The organism is Bradyrhizobium sp. BR 10289 (assembly GCF_019455385.1).
Classification (GTDB): domain Bacteria; phylum Pseudomonadota; class Alphaproteobacteria; order Rhizobiales; family Xanthobacteraceae; genus Bradyrhizobium.
Genome location: NZ_JACOFR010000020.1, coordinates 106,042 through 122,710, shown reverse-complemented (window position 1 = coordinate 122,710; position 16,669 = coordinate 106,042). Strand labels below are relative to the sequence as shown.

29 protein-coding genes and 1 tRNA gene are annotated in these 16,669 nt (G+C 60.8%); 21 read left to right on the top strand and 9 right to left on the bottom strand.

Annotated features, from left to right (window positions below; genetic code table 11):
• Window positions 1-105 precede the first annotated feature (105 nt).
• Window positions 106-558: a VOC family protein gene (locus HYH08_RS27690; RefSeq protein WP_220012992.1), complete on the bottom strand. Its 453-nt coding sequence runs from the start codon at window positions 556-558 to the stop codon at window positions 106-108.
• Between the two features lie 200 nt (window positions 559-758).
• On the opposite strand from HYH08_RS27690, the gene HYH08_RS27685 reads away from it, so the two are divergent.
• Window positions 759-1,187, top strand: a complete 429-nt coding sequence (locus tag HYH08_RS27685) for a hypothetical protein (RefSeq protein ID WP_220012991.1) — start codon at window positions 759-761, stop codon at window positions 1,185-1,187.
• Window positions 1,188-1,330: 143 nt separating this feature from the next.
• Here HYH08_RS27685 and HYH08_RS27680 read toward each other — a convergent pair whose 3' ends face one another.
• A complete protein-coding gene (locus HYH08_RS27680; protein ID WP_220012990.1) occupies window positions 1,331-2,020 on the bottom strand; it encodes a hypothetical protein in 690 nt (229 codons plus the stop codon).
• A 114-nt stretch (window positions 2,021-2,134) separates the two neighbouring features.
• Here HYH08_RS27680 and HYH08_RS27675 point away from each other — a divergent pair, with 114 nt between their 5' ends.
• Complete coding sequence (locus tag HYH08_RS27675) at window positions 2,135-2,947, top strand: abortive infection family protein (RefSeq protein WP_220012989.1); 813 nt, start codon at window positions 2,135-2,137, stop codon at window positions 2,945-2,947.
• Entirely contained in the window at window positions 2,944-3,516 is a 573-nt protein-coding gene (locus tag HYH08_RS27670; protein ID WP_220012988.1) for a hypothetical protein, read from the top strand. Before HYH08_RS27675 ends, HYH08_RS27670 begins: the two co-directional genes overlap by 4 nt.
• Window positions 3,517-4,365: 849 nt before the next feature.
• Here HYH08_RS27670 and HYH08_RS27665 read toward each other — a convergent pair.
• Window positions 4,366-4,557: a DUF3072 domain-containing protein gene (locus HYH08_RS27665; protein ID WP_220012987.1), complete on the bottom strand. Its 192-nt coding sequence runs from the start codon at window positions 4,555-4,557 to the stop codon at window positions 4,366-4,368.
• Window positions 4,558-4,644: 87 nt separating this feature from the next.
• Here HYH08_RS27665 and HYH08_RS27660 point away from each other — a divergent pair, with 87 nt between their 5' ends.
• The 8 genes from HYH08_RS27660 (at window position 4,645) to HYH08_RS27625 (ending at window position 7,600) form a co-directional block, all read left to right on the top strand.
• Window positions 4,645-4,878 carry a hypothetical protein gene (locus HYH08_RS27660; RefSeq protein WP_220012986.1) on the top strand — a complete coding sequence of 78 codons (234 nt, stop codon included), beginning with the start codon at window positions 4,645-4,647 and terminating at the stop codon, window positions 4,876-4,878.
• Window positions 4,872-5,096, top strand: coding sequence for a hypothetical protein (locus HYH08_RS27655; protein ID WP_220012985.1), 225 nt, complete (start codon window positions 4,872-4,874; stop codon window positions 5,094-5,096). Before HYH08_RS27660 ends, HYH08_RS27655 begins: the two co-directional genes overlap by 7 nt.
• A 141-nt stretch (window positions 5,097-5,237) precedes the next feature.
• Window positions 5,238-5,453: a hypothetical protein gene (locus tag HYH08_RS27650; RefSeq protein ID WP_220012984.1), complete on the top strand. Its 216-nt coding sequence runs from the start codon at window positions 5,238-5,240 to the stop codon at window positions 5,451-5,453.
• A 10-nt stretch (window positions 5,454-5,463) separates the two neighbouring features.
• Window positions 5,464-5,946 (top strand): hypothetical protein, encoded by a 483-nt coding sequence (locus HYH08_RS27645; RefSeq protein ID WP_220012983.1) that lies wholly within the window; start codon window positions 5,464-5,466, stop codon window positions 5,944-5,946.
• Between the two features lie 119 nt (window positions 5,947-6,065).
• Entirely contained in the window at window positions 6,066-6,578 is a 513-nt protein-coding gene (locus HYH08_RS27640; RefSeq protein WP_220013028.1) for a hypothetical protein, read from the top strand.
• 121 nt (window positions 6,579-6,699) lie between these two features.
• Window positions 6,700-6,888: a hypothetical protein gene (locus tag HYH08_RS27635; protein WP_220012982.1), complete on the top strand. Its 189-nt coding sequence runs from the start codon at window positions 6,700-6,702 to the stop codon at window positions 6,886-6,888.
• A gap of 110 nt (window positions 6,889-6,998) precedes the next feature.
• Entirely contained in the window at window positions 6,999-7,265 is a 267-nt protein-coding gene (locus tag HYH08_RS27630) for a hypothetical protein (RefSeq protein ID WP_220012981.1), read from the top strand.
• Window positions 7,266-7,345: 80 nt separating this feature from the next.
• On the top strand, window positions 7,346-7,600 hold the full coding sequence (locus tag HYH08_RS27625; protein ID WP_220012980.1) for a hypothetical protein: 255 nt from the start codon (window positions 7,346-7,348) through the stop codon (window positions 7,598-7,600).
• A gap of 136 nt (window positions 7,601-7,736) precedes the next feature.
• Here HYH08_RS27625 and HYH08_RS27620 read toward each other — a convergent pair whose 3' ends face one another.
• From HYH08_RS27620 to HYH08_RS27610, 3 genes are all read right to left on the bottom strand, one after another.
• Window positions 7,737-7,913, bottom strand: coding sequence for a hypothetical protein (locus tag HYH08_RS27620; protein ID WP_014495468.1), 177 nt, complete (start codon window positions 7,911-7,913; stop codon window positions 7,737-7,739).
• A gap of 176 nt (window positions 7,914-8,089) precedes the next feature.
• Complete coding sequence (locus HYH08_RS27615; RefSeq protein WP_220012979.1) at window positions 8,090-8,356, bottom strand: hypothetical protein; 267 nt, start codon at window positions 8,354-8,356, stop codon at window positions 8,090-8,092.
• A gap of 79 nt (window positions 8,357-8,435) precedes the next feature.
• The gene (locus tag HYH08_RS27610) at window positions 8,436-8,738 is read right to left on the bottom strand and encodes a hypothetical protein (RefSeq protein WP_220012978.1); all 303 of its coding nucleotides are present in this window, start codon (window positions 8,736-8,738) and stop codon (window positions 8,436-8,438) included.
• Between the two features lie 338 nt (window positions 8,739-9,076).
• On the opposite strand from HYH08_RS27610, the gene HYH08_RS27605 reads away from it, so the two are divergent.
• The 3 genes from HYH08_RS27605 (at window position 9,077) to HYH08_RS27595 (ending at window position 11,163) form a co-directional block, all read left to right on the top strand.
• Complete coding sequence (locus HYH08_RS27605; protein ID WP_220012977.1) at window positions 9,077-9,373, top strand: HU family DNA-binding protein; 297 nt, start codon at window positions 9,077-9,079, stop codon at window positions 9,371-9,373.
• Window positions 9,374-9,900: 527 nt separating this feature from the next.
• The gene (locus HYH08_RS27600) at window positions 9,901-10,038 is read left to right on the top strand and encodes a hypothetical protein (protein ID WP_220012976.1); all 138 of its coding nucleotides are present in this window, start codon (window positions 9,901-9,903) and stop codon (window positions 10,036-10,038) included.
• A gap of 927 nt (window positions 10,039-10,965) precedes the next feature.
• On the top strand, window positions 10,966-11,163 hold the full coding sequence (locus HYH08_RS27595) for a hypothetical protein (protein WP_220012975.1): 198 nt from the start codon (window positions 10,966-10,968) through the stop codon (window positions 11,161-11,163).
• Here the strand turns inward: HYH08_RS27595 and HYH08_RS37720 are convergent.
• Window positions 11,160-11,285: a hypothetical protein gene (locus tag HYH08_RS37720; RefSeq protein ID WP_283844171.1), complete on the bottom strand. Its 126-nt coding sequence runs from the start codon at window positions 11,283-11,285 to the stop codon at window positions 11,160-11,162. The two genes, HYH08_RS27595 and HYH08_RS37720, sit on opposite strands and share 4 nt — an antisense overlap.
• A 109-nt stretch (window positions 11,286-11,394) precedes the next feature.
• Window positions 11,395-11,625, bottom strand: a complete 231-nt coding sequence (locus HYH08_RS27590) for a hypothetical protein (protein ID WP_220012974.1) — start codon at window positions 11,623-11,625, stop codon at window positions 11,395-11,397.
• 283 nt (window positions 11,626-11,908) lie between these two features.
• Here HYH08_RS27590 and HYH08_RS27585 point away from each other — a divergent pair, with 283 nt between their 5' ends.
• On the top strand, window positions 11,909-12,196 hold the full coding sequence (locus tag HYH08_RS27585) for a hypothetical protein (RefSeq protein ID WP_220012973.1): 288 nt from the start codon (window positions 11,909-11,911) through the stop codon (window positions 12,194-12,196).
• A gap of 68 nt (window positions 12,197-12,264) precedes the next feature.
• Here the strand turns inward: HYH08_RS27585 and HYH08_RS27580 are convergent, their stop codons facing one another.
• On the bottom strand, window positions 12,265-12,429 hold the full coding sequence (locus HYH08_RS27580; RefSeq protein ID WP_220012972.1) for a hypothetical protein: 165 nt from the start codon (window positions 12,427-12,429) through the stop codon (window positions 12,265-12,267).
• A gap of 270 nt (window positions 12,430-12,699) precedes the next feature.
• Between HYH08_RS27580 and HYH08_RS27575 the strand changes: the two genes are divergently transcribed.
• The 6 genes from HYH08_RS27575 (at window position 12,700) to HYH08_RS27550 (ending at window position 16,547) form a co-directional block, all read left to right on the top strand.
• The gene (locus HYH08_RS27575; protein WP_220012971.1) at window positions 12,700-13,461 is read left to right on the top strand and encodes an SIR2 family NAD-dependent protein deacylase; all 762 of its coding nucleotides are present in this window, start codon (window positions 12,700-12,702) and stop codon (window positions 13,459-13,461) included.
• A gap of 198 nt (window positions 13,462-13,659) precedes the next feature.
• Window positions 13,660-14,292, top strand: coding sequence for a cold-shock protein (locus HYH08_RS27570; RefSeq protein WP_220012970.1), 633 nt, complete (start codon window positions 13,660-13,662; stop codon window positions 14,290-14,292).
• Window positions 14,293-14,408: 116 nt separating this feature from the next.
• Window positions 14,409-14,894, top strand: coding sequence for a DUF192 domain-containing protein (locus tag HYH08_RS27565; protein ID WP_220012969.1), 486 nt, complete (start codon window positions 14,409-14,411; stop codon window positions 14,892-14,894).
• A 114-nt stretch (window positions 14,895-15,008) separates the two neighbouring features.
• Window positions 15,009-15,085 (top strand) — tRNA-Pro (locus HYH08_RS27560).
• A 183-nt stretch (window positions 15,086-15,268) separates the two neighbouring features.
• Window positions 15,269-15,994: an outer membrane protein gene (locus tag HYH08_RS27555; protein WP_220012968.1), complete on the top strand. Its 726-nt coding sequence runs from the start codon at window positions 15,269-15,271 to the stop codon at window positions 15,992-15,994.
• 148 nt (window positions 15,995-16,142) lie between these two features.
• Window positions 16,143-16,547, top strand: a complete 405-nt coding sequence (locus HYH08_RS27550) for a hypothetical protein (protein ID WP_220012967.1) — start codon at window positions 16,143-16,145, stop codon at window positions 16,545-16,547.
• The last annotated feature ends 122 nt before the right edge of the window (window positions 16,548-16,669 follow it).

Here is a 16,669-nt window from a genome sequence, read left to right as displayed (position 1 = left end):
ACGCCCAGCAGCCACAACAAAATTCCGCGTCCCATCGCGTTCTCCTCCAATCGCATTGTCCTGGAGTGAACGCCGGGGGCGGGCGCTGGTTCCTGCCGTGTCAGCCTACCAATGGCCGACATTCGGCATCGAGACCCACGGCTCCGCCGGTGCCTTCGGCTCGCCCTTCTGCAGCAGCTCGATCGAGTGCAGATCGGGCGAGCGGACGAACGCCATGTTGCCGTCGCGCGGCGGACGGTTGATGGTGACGCCGGCCTTCTGCAGCTTCGCGCAGGTCTCGTAGATGTCGTCGACCTCATAGGCGAGATGGCCGAAGAAGCGGTCCTCGCCGTACTTCTCCTCGTCCCAATTGTAGGTGAGCTCGACCAGCGGCGCGCCGCGCGTCGGCGGCTGCTTCTTCAGCGCCTCGAGATCGTCCGCCGAGCACAGGAAGACCAGCGTGAACCGCCCCTTGTCGTTCTCGATCCGCCGCACCTCCTTGAGCCCCAGCGCATCCTGGTAAAACTTCAGCGCGACATCGAGATTGCGCACGCGCAGCATGGTGTGGAGGTATCGCATGGGTGGGGCTCCCTTGAACGGGTGGGGTTTTGCTTTGGGCCGGGACGGCGGGGGAGAGATAGCAGGAAATGGAGGGGAGGGGCAGGGGGCCGCGATTTGAGCAGAAGAGGAAATATGGAGGAATGTGCCTAGAAGTCAGGCGACAACGCTGCTAATGCTCAATCATAAGATGTATTAAAACTCTAACTTGCGAACAGCAGATGGATAAGGCCCAAGCTGAGCGGCGGCTCGATGAGCTTCACAAGTACATCCAGCATATATTTACGCTTTTTATTGGTTGGTTTACGTTTTTCGGAACTGTCAATTTTGCTGCGATGGGCTGGATGGGAGCATCTATGTCGATCACTGGGAACACCTTTAACGGTATCGCCTGGCTAGTGCCCGTCATGTTTATAACGCAGAACATGTGCGGATTGGCCGCGACCTATTTCGTTTGGCGGCACGTCAAGGATTATGATCTCAGAGTCCTCAAGCTAGAAGAGCGGCTCGTCCACGGGAAAGAAATCTACGATCATCCGTCGTCAGTGCCGATCAAGCTCTACACGCAAGTCATGTGGCTAATTGGAGTCGCGCTCGCAGTTATTGCAATCGTATGGGGCGGCGTGTTGAAAATCTTGCTGCATCTATGATTCAAGGAATTACGGTGGCAGTGCTGGACTGTTACCGTGTTTTTGGTCTGCCCTTGTCTCTGGCGCGGTATCCGCGGACAAATACTGGGACGGCGAACATTCGCAGGATGACGGCACTCCGACCGCCGTTGGCACGCTCCAACTCATTTGAACCCTAGCAAAACCAGCCAGGCAATCCAACTAAGCAAGCCCAATATCGTGCCAGTGAAAGCTAGGACGCGAGACGTGCGGCTTTCTAAAAGCCGGTCAATGCGATTGACTACGGAATGACCGGCCGTTTTGAGTTTGCCGCGGAGGGCGAGATCGATAACGTGGCGGAAAAAGTGGACCTTCGTGTTAGTCGATTCATTCATTCGGATGAATTCACGCCGGTTGAAACACTCCGCTTCCTCTTTGCCCTCTAAGAAACCCTTCGGCATTTCGCCTTGAAGGAGCATTAAGTTCTGCATCTGTCTGTGCGGTGCGTAGTCATGGCCGTATCTTTCACGCAGGATATCGTTCAAGTTTAACCGCACCTCGACGGGAATATTCGGTGCGTCCAGCCCGGTGAGCTTACGGTACCGGTGTTCGAGATGCTCAAATCCAAACAGTTGGCCTCGCATGTTCCAATGGATCCAGTGCATCAAGCGACGTTCGCGGGCGAATTTGTAGAACCGCGATAACAGATCCATCTCTATCTCGTCGAGATTTGCGTCAATTTGGTCCTTCGGGATATTCAACAGGTCCGCCGACAGGTGGAAGGCAAAGCTCTGGGTCTGGGCCGTGGGGTAGTGCATGACTACGATGGAGGTGATCCTCGGGGAGTGGCCCTCCAGGTTCTCGTCGAACAACATCTCGCACGAATAGTGTATGATGAAATACTGCGCCGGATTCTTCCGGATTGCCTTAAAAAACGATCTCGCGTCTACCATTAGATCCCCGCCGCTCGCTCGGGTTTGGACTTGAAAATGACCCAGATTCCCCCAGCGCTCATCGGCACGACGGCGCCGATTCTCGACGGTCATTATACCCACGCAGAACTGAACGCTCTCTTCATGCAGGCGGGATTTCCCGGCGATCCGCCCGAGGGAAATAAGACACAAAAATGTCTCTCGTGGTTGCGCCGCGCAAACGCTGAATGCTCGGATCCGCTGGGGTTATTTGGCACGCTGATAGCGGAAATGATGGATGTCGAGCCGACCGCTTGGCGGCTTGAGCAGTATGCCAAAGACGGCGACGCGAGGGAACGGATTAGAACCGTCCTTGAGAAGGAGCAGTTGAGCTACCAGCGCGGGGGGTACATCATTGGAGCGCACCTGAAAGGGCCGTCTAAGTCCCTTGGGGAACGGCTCAACGTCGGCGGTCTTGCCGCGGTCGACCTAGAATATCAGCGGGCTTACAACTTCATAGGATCGGACCCTGGGGCGGCCGTCACCGCAGCCTGTGCGATCGTGGAAGCTGTCTGCAAACACTACCTTGAAACGGAAAATATTCCGCTTCCGAACAAGCAGACCATCGCGCCTTTGTGGACTGAAGTAGCCAAAAATCTGGGCCTTTCGCCAGGCCAAATGGCAGATGACGACCTGAAGCAAATTTTGTCCGGCCTATTCAGCATCGCTGCCGGCGTCGGGGCTCTACGGACTCATGAGGGATCGGCCCACGGGCACGGGAGCAAAAACTACAAAATCGAAGCCCGACACGCTCGGCTCGCCGTCCATGCGGCACACACGATGGCGCTGTTCATACTGGAAACGTGGGAAGCCCGCGGGCGTAAGAAATGAAGACCTACGACGAATTGCTGGATTTATCGGAGTTTGACGCTCAGTCGATGATGACAAAGTACATCCACCACGGCGGCGACATAAACAATTTCGCCACTACGTGGGAATACGTGTCGTTTACTTACAGCTTGGCGTTCGACGAACTCGCACGCAAAGCATATCAGCCGGGTCACCGCGTCAGCAACCTAAGTATTCCGCTTTTCTTCCTAGCGCGTCACTCGATAGAGCTAGCGCTCAAAGGCACGATCATTGAATACGCCAAGACCGATGACGTAGCCGCAAAGACCGATGGTCATGATCTCGTGGCGCTTTGGGACAGGCTGTCAGCCTCGATGGAGAGGTGGGGATGCTCGACGACGGATGATTGGGGTGTGGTTGTCGCGAAGCAGATCGCAGATATTCAGGAAGTTGACCCGCGGGGAGATCGGTTTCGATATCCAACCGATATCAAGGGAAAACGGTTCGAGCTAACTCACGTCGAGCTTGAGGGACTAATTCGGGCGCACAACAGTATCACAACTTATCTGGATGCCTGTACCACTATGCTTACGGAAGGCTATCGGGGATGAGGTGTCACTTTGGAATTACTGGAATCACTAATTGCGATGACGGTGCACTAAATTGACGCCGCTTCGTCGTGATGATGCGGCATGGCTCGTCTTGCTAGTGTCGGGGGGCGGGGGGCTGGAGTGGCAGCGGTATCTCAAAGGTCTGCTGGTTCAGCATGGCTAATTTGGTTCCGGATGTCCGCGAATATAAACTCTGGCGAATACCCTCCCGCCGCGCTTCTTGGCGTCTGCAGACTAGCTAGCTGCAAATACATCAGCCGCGATGCATAGTGGTGGGAAGAAGCCCGGCATGTTGATCTATCTAACGATCAATATCACCATCAACCGTAAGGGTTGACGGTACTTGGGGTCGAGAGATCCCATTTAGGTATTACTTTCGGTTAAAGATTATTTTGAAAGGGCGTCCATCGAGAATTACGGTCACAGTGCTGGACTGCACCCCTGAAGTGAGACACGATAATTACAGCGACAGCGGTGGACTGCAATTCCGCGCAAGCTGTATCGACGTCGGACCCCGTCCGTCAAAACGCGAAGTAAGCCAGCACTGCGATGACCGGAAGAACAGCGACGCCGATCAGGATCAACGGTGCGGGCTCGTTGCCGGTGCGATCGCTCATGTTCATCTCCTGAAAAAGCCCCGCGACGGCGGCGCCACGGGGCTCTCGGTGCCGACACCCGGGGGGAGAATGCCGGCACCGCATCTTCATCGAATTCCGACGTCGCGGACTTGTTCCTAGCGTCGCTGGGTCGAGACCTGGACGGTGCATGGGGTCGCCCGGGTCTGTTGAAGCGCCACTGACCTGACCCAGCCACACGGGTGGGTTCCTCAACAGCGCCTCGGCGGGGCGGCTACTTTTCCAGTCCGGCTTTCTCACGGAGCTTGTCGATCATCTCGGACGCCTCGGCCTTGGTCAGATCCTCCTTGGGGAGGGGCTTATGAGCCTGTTCGGCCAAGGTCTTCAGATAGGATGCCTGGGCGCCGGTCATCGGGTCGTCGCCGGAAACCCAGTCCTTCGGGTCTTTCTGCGTGTTGTCGGCCATGTCGATCTCCTTTTCACTCCAACGTCGGACTGGACTCTTCGTTCCGTTTTTGTTCTCATTAGCCATCGTCACATTGCGGGACTGACCATGCCTGACCTGAACGTCATCCGGGCCGAGATCGAGCGCATGCGCGTGCAGGTCGGGCGGCAGCGAAAGGAGATCCTCAAGCTTCAGCGCGCCGGGATCGGTACGGCTTCGGCTGAGGCTTTGCTCTCCCGCATGGAAGCGAGGATCGAGACGCTCTGCGCCCAGCGGGATGAGCTGAAGGCAGGGCAGCCCGGCCCGGTGAAGGGCAGGGTCCTGGGAGGCCGCAAATGGTAGAGCGCCGGTACTTCACCGACGAGCCCGACTTGTCGCCATTCCTGAAAGCTCTGGACCACGTTCGGCGCCTGGCCACGCGGGAAGGCTGGTGCCGCGCTCATGTCGAAGCGATCATGGTCTCGATCGACCAATATGCGGAAGCGGCGACGGGGAATCGCGAGTATTTCCTGAACAAGCCACATTCAATCGGTGGCAGCAAGAAACGGGATATTCCGTAGGCACGGAGTTTCGGTGACAGTGCACTCAACTTCGCGTCCTCCGAGCCTGGAGCGAGGCGTGAAGCCGATCGAGCACAAACAGGACGTGGGTGAGAGCGAGGCAAAGGACCGCGCGTAATCGTGTGTGGTAGTCCCGATCAGGTGCAGGCGCTGGTGCTTGAACCCGGGCACAGCCGGGTGCGACCAACGGTCATGCTTGAAGCCTTGCTCAGCGCGATCGTGGAGATCCTCCTGAATACCGCAGGCAGCATCATCGCGCGGATATTCGGCGTGGACACCGTCATCGAGATCGCGACCGTCATCATCGGCCTTGGCCTTATCGCGACCGGTTTGACGGCCCATTTTTGGGGACATTGAGGAAAGCCCGGTGACGACGATCATGTTGCTCGCGGTCGCTGCCTGGCTGTTGCTGGAGCGCTTCGGGCCGGGCTCGAACGTCGCCGCCTGGATGAGCATGCTCCTCATCCTCGTTCTCACGGTGCTCGGCGTGATGGATCACGAGGCAAAATCAAACACGCACGGTATGAAGCGGCGGGGCGTCTGCATCCTGGTGTCGACCATCGGCGGCTTCGTCGCGTTCATCGCCTTCATGCTCTCCACTGATTTGATGGAGCCATACCTTCCCCTCGACGGTCCGCTCGACACCTCGGACGGGCCGGTGAAGTATGCGGTGGTCGCAGCCAATGCGGTTGCCATGGTGCTGGGATCGTGGCTGCCGTTGCGGGCCATGCGCCTGTGGCGCGAACACGGATCGCGCTTTTGGCGCGAAGAGCCGCATGACGGTGATAGTTCACTCAATCGACGTTGTCTCCGACGAGGATCTGAGCCGCGACAGGTTCGATCGCACTGAGAACGCCGCGCTTGACGCGTGCGGGAAGACGGGCAAAGCTTGGCGCATTATTGCTGCCGTCCATGCCGACGGTCAGGACAATCGAATTGACCATCAAAGCCATTGGACACCCACCGACAATGCGGTCCGTGTTTCGACGTCGACATTTCCTGTTCTCCGCCTTGCTCCTCTGCACGTTCGGCTCGACGGCCGCGCTTGCGCAATCCGGCAGCGCGGGCGGCAGCATCGGGAACGACGAGAAATCATTGTCGGGCTCGCGCGATGCGCCACGCTCGGTCGAATCCGATCAGCCTTCGCGGCGCGGCAAGCCGGTAGCTGATGAGCCTCGCCGTGCCGCACGCGGCGGCGGTGGCGGCGGTGGCAGCAGCGTGGACGGTGCATGGATCGTGACCTCCGTCGGTTGCGGCGGCACGGGCTCGGGCGCAATCGTGGTCACGAGCGGCCGGATCATCGGCGAAGGTCTCACCGGCTCGGTGAGCGCCAACGGTTCGGCGCGGTCGGTCTTTCAGGCCAATGGATTGACCTCGATCGGTTCGGGACATTTGTCCGGCCGCAGCGGTTCGGGCACTTTCCGCCGCTCCGACGGCTGCAATGGGACCTGGCACGCCCGTCAAACAATAGCTGGAGAATGAACGTGGCGGTTTGGTGCACTGTCGCCGTCATGGCCAGTCCATCACGCTCGAGCCGGGTGAGCTCGGGAACGTCAGCGCCGGTTGAACCTGATCAGCAGGATGCGTTTGTATTGGAGGTTCGATGAAATATCTGCTCGTGATTGCGATTGTCCTTGGGACAGGTCCCGCCCTCGCTCAACAGAAGAAATCCCAGGCCAAGAAGACGTGCACCTATGAGGAATGCGTGTCGGTCAACAAGGCCAGAGGCTGGAGCGGCGGAGAGGTGAGCCGCTGGTGCTCGGCCAATCCCGGCAAATGCGACAACAATTGATCGAAGGCCGCCCTGACCGGCGGCTTTTTCTTTGGAAGCGACGAGAGTCATCCATCGAATGCACCCGCGGCCATAGTTGAACCCCGCCAGGGCCGACACGACTAACCAGCATGAACAAGACCATCCTCATCGCATTGGCGATCGGCGGGCTCATCTCGGCGACGCTTCTCGCCATCGAGCCGGTTACCAACTTCGCTTACCTGTCGCTGGAGTGGCCCGGCATCAGCGCGGCGTATCTGTTCTGGGGCGCGGTCGGCGGCTCCACCGTCCTCGGCATCGCAATTTGCTGGGGCGTGAATGCGCTCAGCTATGGTCTCGGCGCCTTCGTCATTCTCGGCACGTTCAAGCTGCTGCTGATGAACCCCAAGACGTCCTGAAGCGCCTTTGGCCGCATGATGCCGCTTGACTTCATGTTCCCGATTTGTTCTTATGTGGGTCGTCCAGCAAGGAGTGAGCCATGGACAACCGCATCAGTGAAGTCAGGCGAGTGATCAGGGCGTTGCGTGTCAGCATGCGAGAGGCCGAGGCCATCATGCATGAGCAGATCAACCGGGACGAGGATTGCAGCTTCGTGGCGGGAGAGGTCCTCAAGATGAGGACCGTCATGAGCGGCCTTGCTCGGGAGCGGGCTGCGCTCGGCGATACCGACCCCATCATCGTCGCGAGCCTGTTCGTGCCGCGGCGTCGGCCGGCGCCCTCGCGCGCCGCGTGAGCGGACCGATTGCAGTCGGCTATCTCTGTCTTCCACCGTCGACATCGGCGGGACTTGGCTCCGCAGCCGAACGCCAAAAGCCGTCCCTGACATTTGCCAGGAACGGCTTTCGCGCGCTTGATTTTCGGAATCGCGGTCAGTGACCGGTGCCGGGCTTCGTCGTCTTCGGCGGCTTGCCGTCTTCGACGCGGCCTTCGTTGCGGAGGTCACGGCCCTCCTGGGCCTTCTTCTGGCTCTCGGGGGACTTGCCGTGCTCGTACAGCTCTTCCTTGACGTAGCCCGCTGCTTCCTTGGCCTTGCCTTCAACGCTCATGATGATCTCCCTCTCTGATGAAGAGGCAACGCATGCGAGCGGTGAGCGTTCCCATGCCTCTTCGCTGCGGTTCCTGTGCACCGGCGTTGCAGACGTAGGGAACTAAAGTAGACGAAGTGACCGCGCCGGCTTATGGGGCGCGGCGCGGCCGGAAGCACGTCGTGCACGAGTGTGGTCTACTTCATGCGGGCCTTCGTGCCGCCCTGGTCGCTGCCGGGGCCCGAGCCGCCCTGGCCGGATGCATCGGGCCTGACGGTTCCGCTCCGGCTCGTGCCGTCATTGCTCATGCCGGTCGTGCCCGTTGTCGTCGAGCCCCTGTCCATCTTGTTCATGCCGGGCTTCTGCATGTTGTCGGACTGCGGCGCGGGACCGGTCTGGTTCTGCGCGAAGGCGGCGCCGCACATCAGGCCGAGTGCGGCGGTCGCAATGATCAACTTCTTCATCTCAAACTCCTGGTTGGTTGCGTGGACCAACCGGAGCGCAGACGTGACGTTCCTAAACGGGGACGTGCGAGAGAAGAATCTAGGCCGCCATGCGCTGTTCGGCAGGCGCCGTCAGAAGCTTGAGCGCTTGTGCGTGTTGCAGGTCGGGAACTGCGATCGCGGTGTGGCTGTACATCGCATGGGTGCGCGACGTCGCGATCCTGTCCAGCACCTCTTTGCCCTTGATGACGTGAAGGCCCATGCCCTCCTGCGAGGGAAAGATCGCAAGCACGACGTCATAGGCGGCGATGACGGCGCGCAGCGCTTCCGCCTTGTCCTCGGCAAGGTCGACGAACACGCGAACATCCGCTGCGAGTTCACGCAGCTCGTTAAAATCCAGCACTGTCAGGATACTCCAACGCAACGATACTGAGGCGAGCTTGGCGGGGTTGGGTTACTGAAGTCTGAACAGCGCAGCTCCAGTCACAAGTTTCACGGTGAGGTGACGGGATGGGCGAGGGCGCGCGTGCACCCGTCAATTCCGCGGCCAACTCAAGCCCGATCGCTGCTGCGGCCTGGGGATAAATGAGCGGAACCCGCGCTGGCCGCGGCTTGTGTTTTGGGCCTCGATGGGTTCTAAGCCCCGTGACTTCATGACAGCAGGCATGAATCGGCGGTGCGCTGCGTGGTTCAGCCGCGTCCTGAGCAGAATTTGCTCGCTGGCACAAAAGGATTCCAGACATGGCGAAGATGACGAAGACACAATTGATCGAGGCGATTGCCGAGGGCACGCAGCTCGCGAAGAACGACGTGAAGTCGGTCATCGAGTACATGGCGACGGTCGGCTACAAGGAGCTCAACGAATCCGGCGAGTTCGTTATTCCCGGTTTCGTGAAGATGTCGGTCGTGAACAAGCCGGCCACCGAAGCCCGCATGGGCATCAATCCCTTCACCAAGGAGCCGATGCAGTTCGCGGCCAAGCCCGCCAGCAAGTCGGTGAAGGCCTCGCCGCTGAAGGTCGCCAAGGACGCGGTCTGACAAGGACGCGGTCTGATCCAGACCATCGCGCGCTTTTGTGTTGAGCGTGCCAAACCCCGTTCCGATCGCTTCGGAGCGGGGTTTTTGCGTTGGCCTGCCAAAAGCGAAAACCCCGCCTGGGGGGAGCGGGGCTTTCCGATGGGGGGATCCTTTTGATGGGGAAGCTTTGGGGGAAGCTTCAACAATGAGACGCGCCGGACTCGAAAAGGTTCATCGCGGTCTCGGACAAGAGAAAACCCCGCGCTCGCGCACGGGGCTTTCCAAACTGACGGCGATGTGATTTCAGCGCCTGGCCGTCAGCCGTGGCTCTAACTTAAGGTTGAAGATCCAAAAAGCAACCGCGCCGCGGTGACGGAGTATGTTCGTCCACCGGCGGCGCTGCCAGATTGACTGGGCGCTGAAATCCCCAGCCACCATGAGTCCGTGCGCAGCCCAAAAGGTTCAAGACGATTTGCCCTGAAATCGTGCGCTGGGGGCTGGACTTTTTGTTCTCACTTTGTTCCTATGGGTCATCCCGGAGGTGACTCATGACTATCGAGAAACAGCGCGAAGTGATCAGGCTCTGGAACGAGCTCAGGAAGGTCGAAGGGCCGGCCGCCGAAGAGCTGCGCATCCAGATTCTGGAATGCTTTTCCGAGAAGGGCAAAGCGAAGAAGGCGGCTTGACGGGCGGCCGGCGAAGATCGGTGGCACGCGGCAACGGCGGGCGCGATGTTGTTTGGAGTGCGCGCCCGCCGCTTCGCTTCAGCGGAGCGGCATGGTCGATCGGGAGGCGGTCGTCGTGCGCGCCCTTGCAGCCCCGCATGTGTTTGTCCGTGAGAGCTTAGGAACCAACGTCGTCCATCCGCGTTCGCGCAGCATGACATGCCCGCAATGCACGCGCCCGATGACGGCCAGCTCGATCAACAGTTTTCGATGTGACCCGTGCCGCGAGATCGTCATCGTGTCCGCGGTCGTCTCGAAATTCCTGCCGCCGGAGAAATTCGTGCCGCCGAAAATGTCTGCTGCCGGCGAGACGCGCGCGCATCTTCACCCATCATTAGGACTCGCTGCGCGCTGATTTTCCCGACTCCGATTCGTTCCTTGTGAACGAAATGGAGTCGTATGCAGAACAGGCCGTGGCTTCTGTGTCGATGCGGGACATCGGCGCGGCATCCGTAAGTCCACGCACGGCCCCGCTCTCCGGTCGTCGTTACCCAAACTGCCGCCGCGACGATCGCGCTCCGACGGTGCGATGTGATCACGCGCGTGGTCCGATCTCCGCCTTCGTTTGCATGCAAATGATTTGTTAACAGATGCGCCGCGCCGATTTCGTCGATTCCGATTCGTTCTTTTGGAACGAAAGGCGGGCGAAGCTGGAACAAAGCCGGCCGGCGAACGCCGTCACCGCCGTATCACGCCGGCCATCGCAGCCTCAGCTTTCGCGGCATGCCGAAGCGGCGCGCCGGGATCCAAATTCCTAACCAAAGCCTGCACGGAAGCCGCTAACCCTATTCGGTTAGGTTAAAAGCCCAATCGTGTTGCGCGGGCTGCCGCCTGGCGTAGGTGTTCTTGCAACGACAAGAACGACTTTGCCAAGAAGCAGCTTTTGCCATGACACCTTTTTCAGAACTGTCCTTTTACCAAGGCGATCGCCACACCTACCGGCGGGTCGCCGTGGTCGGCACGCTTTTCTGTCTCGCTTTCGTGGTGATCAGCTTCTCGCTGCGGCCGCAAGCAGAGGACACGCGTGTCGCGGTCAAGGCGGACCGGCTGGTTCGCACGGCCGGCCAGGCGCCGCACGCCAATTAAGACTCCTCGCCGCAGATCCGACTGGCCGCGGACTCATCAGCTTGCGACGCGCCACGGCTCGCGAGCGCGACGAAGCCGGCATAGCCGGACAGGTTGAGCAGAACTTCGAGCCAGGCAGGCATCGCGGATCTTCCTTGCACGTCTTCCTTGCATCACGGACGCATTCAACGTGCGTGCGCGGCAGCCGTTCCGGAGCGTCGGAGAGTTCCCATCTGATTGCAGGCCGCGGCGTCACAGCGGCGAGGAGGGATCGAGCCGGCGGCCGAGGGCGGCGACGGAGTTGCTCGACGGCGCCTCCTTGAGGAACTCGGCGATGGCCTGCGCCAGCTCGCCATCGCTCATCGGCGTCGGCGGCGGGCGCAGCGCGCCGACACCAAAATTGCGAACGATCTCGTCGTAATGCGCATCGTCAGATTTGGGCACGAGCCGGCGGATTCGTGCCAGCAGAGCGGATATCGGCAATCTTTCCTCCTCGCGTCTTCCGCCCCGTTGGCAGCCATCGATGCTTGCTGCCATTTGCTTTGGCGAAACTGAAAACCCCGCCAGCATCGCGGAGGATGCTGGCGGGGCTTTGCGTGCTGTCACCTCTACCGGATAGCGGAGGCTCCGCACTCGCAAGTCCAATCCGGCCGGCGCGCTTTCGTTCCATCGACCCGTGACTTTTTTTGAAGGCCTGCGGTTCCATTCCGCGCGCAACCATCGCAGGCGAGGGGCGTTGTCTCGCCAGATGTGAAGGAGGAGAGTCATGAAGAAGACACTCGCTGTTCTGGCCACAATCGCCGCCGTCGGCGTGACCGCGGTTGCGGCACCTGCGCCGGCCGAGGCGCGCGGTCGCGGCATCGGCCCGGGCCTGGCATTTGGCCTTGCTGCCGGCGCGATCACGGCGGGCGCGATCGCCGCGTCGCATCCGTACGGCTATTACGGCCCGGGCTACGGCTACTATGACGGCCCCGGCTATTATTACGGACCCGGGCCCTACGCTTATTACGGTGGCGGGCCGTACTACCGGCACCATTACTACCGTCACTGGTAAGCATTGGCCAAACGAAAAGCCCGGAGCGTTGCTCCGGGCTTTTTTCGTGCGGGCCGATCGGACCTGTCTTACGGCCAGAGCGAGGGCCGTTCCACCTTGCGGGCATTGTCCAGTGTCGACACGAAATACTCTTCGCGCTCGCGCTTGAATTTTTCCTGCGTCGCACGAAAAGCGGCGACACGGGCGGCGATCTCTTCGCGTTCGCGGATCTTGCGTTCCTCGTCTTCGGTCATCTCAAATCCCCTCTACACCTGAGTATGTGTCCACATTTGAACTCAAGCACTGCCGCCGCAATCACGTTGAGTCGCGTCAACACATGCATTGGCGCTTCTGATTGGGGCGTCAATGGGGAGGAGGCATTGCAGGATTGTGATAAGCGAAGATCGGAAAAAATTGCCGACATTGTCTTGCTTCGCATTCTCGTGGCGGTGGATAAGAGCGTCAACAATCTTGCCGCTTGCGCGCGACGCAGCTAGCGCGCGATTCAGATCGGGAGGCCGCCCATGATTGCATCGGATCTGCGCAGCGGCGTCGAGCGTCTCGGCGACATGATCGCGGAAGCCAGGACGATCGTGCCGTTCACCGGCGCCGGCATCTCGACCGAATGCGGCATCCCTGACTTCCGCTCGCCGGGTGGAATTTGGACGCGCTACCGGCCGATCGAGTTCGGCGAGTTCGTCGCCAGCCAGGAAGCGCGCGACGAATCCTGGCGCCGCCGCTTTGCGATGGAGGAGGTATTTGCGGCGGCAAAGCCCGGCCGCGGCCATCGCGCGCTGGCATCGCTCTACCGCGCCGGCAAGATTCCAGCGATCATCACCCAGAACATCGACAATCTGCACCAAGCCTCGGGCTTTGCCGCCGAGCACGTAATTGAACTTCATGGGAATACAACTTACGCGAAGTGCATCGGATGTGGGCAGGCCTATCCGCTCGACTGGGTGAAGCGCCGCTTCGACGCAGACGGCGCCGCGCCGAACTGCACTGTGTGCGACGAGCCGGTGAAGACTGCGACGATTTCATTCGGTCAGATGATGCCGGAGGAGGAAATGCAGCGCGCAACCGAGCTGTCGCAGCATTGCGACCTCTTCATCGCGATCGGTTCCTCGCTCGTGGTGTGGCCCGCGGCGGGATTTCCGATGATGGCGAAGAACGCAGGTGCACGTTTGGTGATCATCAATCGCGAGCCGACCGAGCAGGACGACATCGCCGATCTCGTCATCCGCCACGACATCGGCGAAACGCTCGGACCCTTTGTCGGCAATTGAGGCGTTAATTTGATTCGCGGCTGTGCAAGCTGTTCATAGGTTCCGACGAATCTCTTTTTTGTCTATGCCTCGCAACCGGGAGTGTTATCTTTTGAGTCGAAAGATTCGCGTCGCGTCGAAGTGAGAACATTCTCTTAAGACGCGTGATTCGAGCGCCGCCAATGTGGCGGGTTGCATGGCAGTGTGGGGTCCGGGGTTATGGGGTCGTCGGACGGATTTGAGTCCAAGAAGGTCGGAGTTCCCGCAGTCGGCGAACACGGCGGCGGTCGCGATAGCGCGCTCAGTCCCTTCACCGGGCTGGGGGAGGGCAGCGCCAACCTCGTCGAGGTTCACGGCGTCATCAAATGGTTCGACGCCTCAAAGGGCTACGGCTTCATCGTTCCCGACAATGGCTGGCCCGACGTGCTCCTGCACGTTACCGTGCTTAGGCGCGACGGCTTCCAGACCGCGTACGAGGGGGCCCGCATCGTCGTCGAGTGCATCCAGCGCGCCAAGGGGTACCAGGCCTTCCGCGTGGTCTCGATGGACGAGTCGACCGCGATCCATCCGGCCCAGATGCTGCCGCCGCGCACCCACGTCACGGTCACCCCGACCAGCGGGCTGGAGCGGGCCCAGGTCAAATGGTTCAACCGGCTGCGCGGCTTCGGCTTCCTGACCTGCGGCGAGGGCACCCCCGACATCTTCGTGCACATGGAGACCCTGCGCCGCTTCGGCATGACCGAGCTGCGCCCCGGCCAGTATGTGCTGGTCCGCTTCGGGCCGGGCTCCAAGGGCATGATGGCAGCCGAGATCCATCCCGAGACCGGATCGCCGGGCCTGCAGTCGCACTAGCGGCTCTCCAAATCCCGCAATCGTGAGCAGTGGCGCGCCGGCCAGCCAGCGCGCCACTGGCTTTTCCGGCAGTCGCCGCGTAGGACTGTTTCGTTCCCACGCCTCGAGTGCCCCCAATGGATTTCAATCGATCGGCCGCCTGGTGCTTTGCCCGGAGCTGGCTTGCCGCCGTCCTCGTCATTGCCGGCCTGACCGTTGCCAGCGCGCCCGTCGGCGCCGCCAACTTCCAGCCGCTCGAGATCGTCACGAAAAACGGCGTGCAGGTGTTTTCGGTGGAGATCGCGACCACGGAGGAGGAGAAGCAGACCGGCCTGATGTACCGGAAGGAGCTCGCGGACGGCAAAGGCATGCTGTTCGACTTCAATCCCGAGCAGGAGGTGTCGATGTGGATGAAGAACACCTATGTCTCGCTCGACATGATCTTCATCCGTGCCGACGGCCGTATCCTGCGCATCGCGGAAAATACCGAGCCGATGTCGACCAAGATCATCTCGTCCAAGGGGCCGGCGCGGGCCGTCCTCGAGGTGGTGGCGGGCACGGCGCAGAAATACGGTATCCGCCCCGGCGACCGCGTCGGCCACCCGCTGTTCGGCAGCAAATAAGCCGGTTTGGCCGGAACACGGCCCTTTCGTCGACCTTTTGGAAGGTTTTCCGGCGAGCTGGAGGAGCTTGCTGGCGCCTTTGGAAGCGTGTATCGACGGGGCTCGCCGGACATTCGGGGTATAGCGCAGCCTGGTAGCGCGGCAGTTTTGGGTACTGCAGGTCGTTGGTTCGAATCCAGCTGCCCCGACCAGTCCCGACGTTGATTCTCCTGCACTTTCCACCTGCGATTCTGACGCGATTCCGACACGCGGTTCTCACGCCGTTCCGTCATCATCGCCGCCAGACCACTCCCGCGACATCCTGTCCCGCACACAACCTCCGCGTCAGCCTCGCGTGCCAATGTCCGCGCGCGTGCAACGGGGGATGTCAGGACATGTTAAGAGCTCTATGCAGTGCGGCGATTGTCGCTTTGTCTGCGACGACGGTGTCAGCTGCTGATTATGCGCTAGCGTCTGTTGCACCTCCGGTCACCTTCAACTGGACCGGCTGCTATGCCGGCGTCCATCTCGGCGGCGCCGCGAGCGACGATCGCACGATCAACAGCGCCGGCGGGACCGTCGATTTCGGCGCGGCCGGAATCGTCGGCGGCGGACAGATCGGCTGCGACCATCAATTCGCATCCAACTGGGTCGTAGGTGCCGAAGGCCGCGCCGCAGGAACGAGCTTGTCGAGCCATCACGGCAGCAGCGTCAGATTTCCCGCGCTCGGCAACATCGCAGCGCCGTCGCAGTTCGGTCTCAAGAACGATTTTCTGGCCTCGATCACCGGACGCGTCGGCTATGCCTATGGCCCCGGCTGGCTGTTCTATGCGCGGGGCGGCGTCGCCTGGACGCACGAGAAGGTCGATGATGCCTATATCCATCCGGCCACGGGTTCTGCAAGCGATCCCAGCGCGTCGGTGATGCGGACCGGCTGGACATTGGGCGTCGGCGTAGAGTGGGCGTTTGCGCAAAACTGGTCGGCCAATGTCGAATACAATTACCACGACTTCGGCACCAAGGGTCCGATCCAGCTGATCAGTCCTGCCGACAGCATCACCGTGGCCCATCTCAAGGACACGATCCATGCTGCGACGATCGGTGTGAACTACCACTATTGATGTGATCGGAGATGGCCGGGACGCGGAAATATCCGGCAATCGAATTTCCACGCCGGTCCCCGCCTGCTTTGCAGGCCTGAGGCGTTGAAGGGGAGAATGGGGCGCGCAACCGTCGCTGCGCCCCTTGGCTCCTTCAGGCGAGGTCTTCATGTCGATCAGTGCGATTGCGTCAACCAGTGCGGCGGCGACAACCCCCGCATTGTCCGCCAGCTCGTCGTCGTCCGCGACATCAGCGACGTCGTCAACGTCCTCGACATCGGCAACGTCCTCGACGTCGGCGACATCGTCCTCGCAGTCGGCGGGCGGCAGCTCGGGCTCGGGCGGTAGTGGCTCGGCCAAGACCGTCGTCAGCGAGGTCTCCATCACGGTCGACGGCATCACCACCACGACGATCACCTATTCCGACGGCACGACGGAGGTAGAGAAGTCGGGGAGCGCGCAAAGCAGCCAAGGCAGCCAGGGCAGCCAGGCGGGGCAGACCTACAACGCGCAGGGCTCACTCGGCACCAATGGCCAGATCGCTTCCAGCGCCAGTGCGAGCGCCGGCGTCTAGCAGCATGGCGGAGCGGACAGGCGGCCTATTGCGTCCCGGGACGTTCGCGTGAACCCGACCGGAGCGCCGCCAAAGCCTTGGCGCTCATTCCCCGCATGACGCCACTTCTGCGCGATGTTTCA

Bases quoted from the DNA above. Each gene is read 5' to 3' on its own strand.
- HYH08_RS27600 (WP_220012976.1), top strand. From the start codon at position 9,901: ATGACTATCGAGAAACAGCGCGAAGTGATCAGGCTCTGGAACGAGCTC.
- HYH08_RS27625 (WP_220012980.1), top strand. From the start codon at position 7,346: ATGGACAACCGCATCAGTGAAGTCAGGCGAGTGATCAGGGCGTTGCGT.
- HYH08_RS37720 (WP_283844171.1), bottom strand. From the start codon at position 11,285: ATGCCTGCCTGGCTCGAAGTTCTGCTCAACCTGTCCGGCTATGCCGGC.
- HYH08_RS27580 (WP_220012972.1), bottom strand. From the start codon at position 12,429: ATGACCGAAGACGAGGAACGCAAGATCCGCGAACGCGAAGAGATCGCC.
- HYH08_RS27550 (WP_220012967.1), top strand. From the start codon at position 16,143: ATGTCGATCAGTGCGATTGCGTCAACCAGTGCGGCGGCGACAACCCCC.
- HYH08_RS27575 (WP_220012971.1), top strand. From the start codon at position 12,700: ATGATTGCATCGGATCTGCGCAGCGGCGTCGAGCGTCTCGGCGACATG.
- HYH08_RS27620 (WP_014495468.1), bottom strand. From the start codon at position 7,913: ATGAGCGTTGAAGGCAAGGCCAAGGAAGCAGCGGGCTACGTCAAGGAA.
- HYH08_RS27675 (WP_220012989.1), top strand. From the start codon at position 2,135: ATGACCCAGATTCCCCCAGCGCTCATCGGCACGACGGCGCCGATTCTC.
- HYH08_RS27615 (WP_220012979.1), bottom strand. From the start codon at position 8,356: ATGAAGAAGTTGATCATTGCGACCGCCGCACTCGGCCTGATGTGCGGC.
- HYH08_RS27640 (WP_220013028.1), top strand. From the start codon at position 6,066: ATGCGGTCCGTGTTTCGACGTCGACATTTCCTGTTCTCCGCCTTGCTC.
- HYH08_RS27655 (WP_220012985.1), top strand. From the start codon at position 4,872: ATGGTAGAGCGCCGGTACTTCACCGACGAGCCCGACTTGTCGCCATTC.
- HYH08_RS27660 (WP_220012986.1), top strand. From the start codon at position 4,645: ATGCCTGACCTGAACGTCATCCGGGCCGAGATCGAGCGCATGCGCGTG.
- HYH08_RS27570 (WP_220012970.1), top strand. From the start codon at position 13,660: ATGGGGTCGTCGGACGGATTTGAGTCCAAGAAGGTCGGAGTTCCCGCA.
- HYH08_RS27555 (WP_220012968.1), top strand. From the start codon at position 15,269: ATGTTAAGAGCTCTATGCAGTGCGGCGATTGTCGCTTTGTCTGCGACG.
- HYH08_RS27585 (WP_220012973.1), top strand. From the start codon at position 11,909: ATGAAGAAGACACTCGCTGTTCTGGCCACAATCGCCGCCGTCGGCGTG.
- HYH08_RS27565 (WP_220012969.1), top strand. From the start codon at position 14,409: ATGGATTTCAATCGATCGGCCGCCTGGTGCTTTGCCCGGAGCTGGCTT.
- HYH08_RS27665 (WP_220012987.1), bottom strand. From the start codon at position 4,557: ATGGCCGACAACACGCAGAAAGACCCGAAGGACTGGGTTTCCGGCGAC.
- HYH08_RS27605 (WP_220012977.1), top strand. From the start codon at position 9,077: ATGGCGAAGATGACGAAGACACAATTGATCGAGGCGATTGCCGAGGGC.
- HYH08_RS27630 (WP_220012981.1), top strand. From the start codon at position 6,999: ATGAACAAGACCATCCTCATCGCATTGGCGATCGGCGGGCTCATCTCG.
- HYH08_RS27690 (WP_220012992.1), bottom strand. From the start codon at position 558: ATGCGATACCTCCACACCATGCTGCGCGTGCGCAATCTCGATGTCGCG.
- HYH08_RS27595 (WP_220012975.1), top strand. From the start codon at position 10,966: ATGACACCTTTTTCAGAACTGTCCTTTTACCAAGGCGATCGCCACACC.
- HYH08_RS27685 (WP_220012991.1), top strand. From the start codon at position 759: ATGGATAAGGCCCAAGCTGAGCGGCGGCTCGATGAGCTTCACAAGTAC.
- HYH08_RS27635 (WP_220012982.1), top strand. From the start codon at position 6,700: ATGAAATATCTGCTCGTGATTGCGATTGTCCTTGGGACAGGTCCCGCC.
- HYH08_RS27670 (WP_220012988.1), top strand. From the start codon at position 2,944: ATGAAGACCTACGACGAATTGCTGGATTTATCGGAGTTTGACGCTCAG.
- HYH08_RS27680 (WP_220012990.1), bottom strand. From the start codon at position 2,020: ATGTTGTTCGACGAGAACCTGGAGGGCCACTCCCCGAGGATCACCTCC.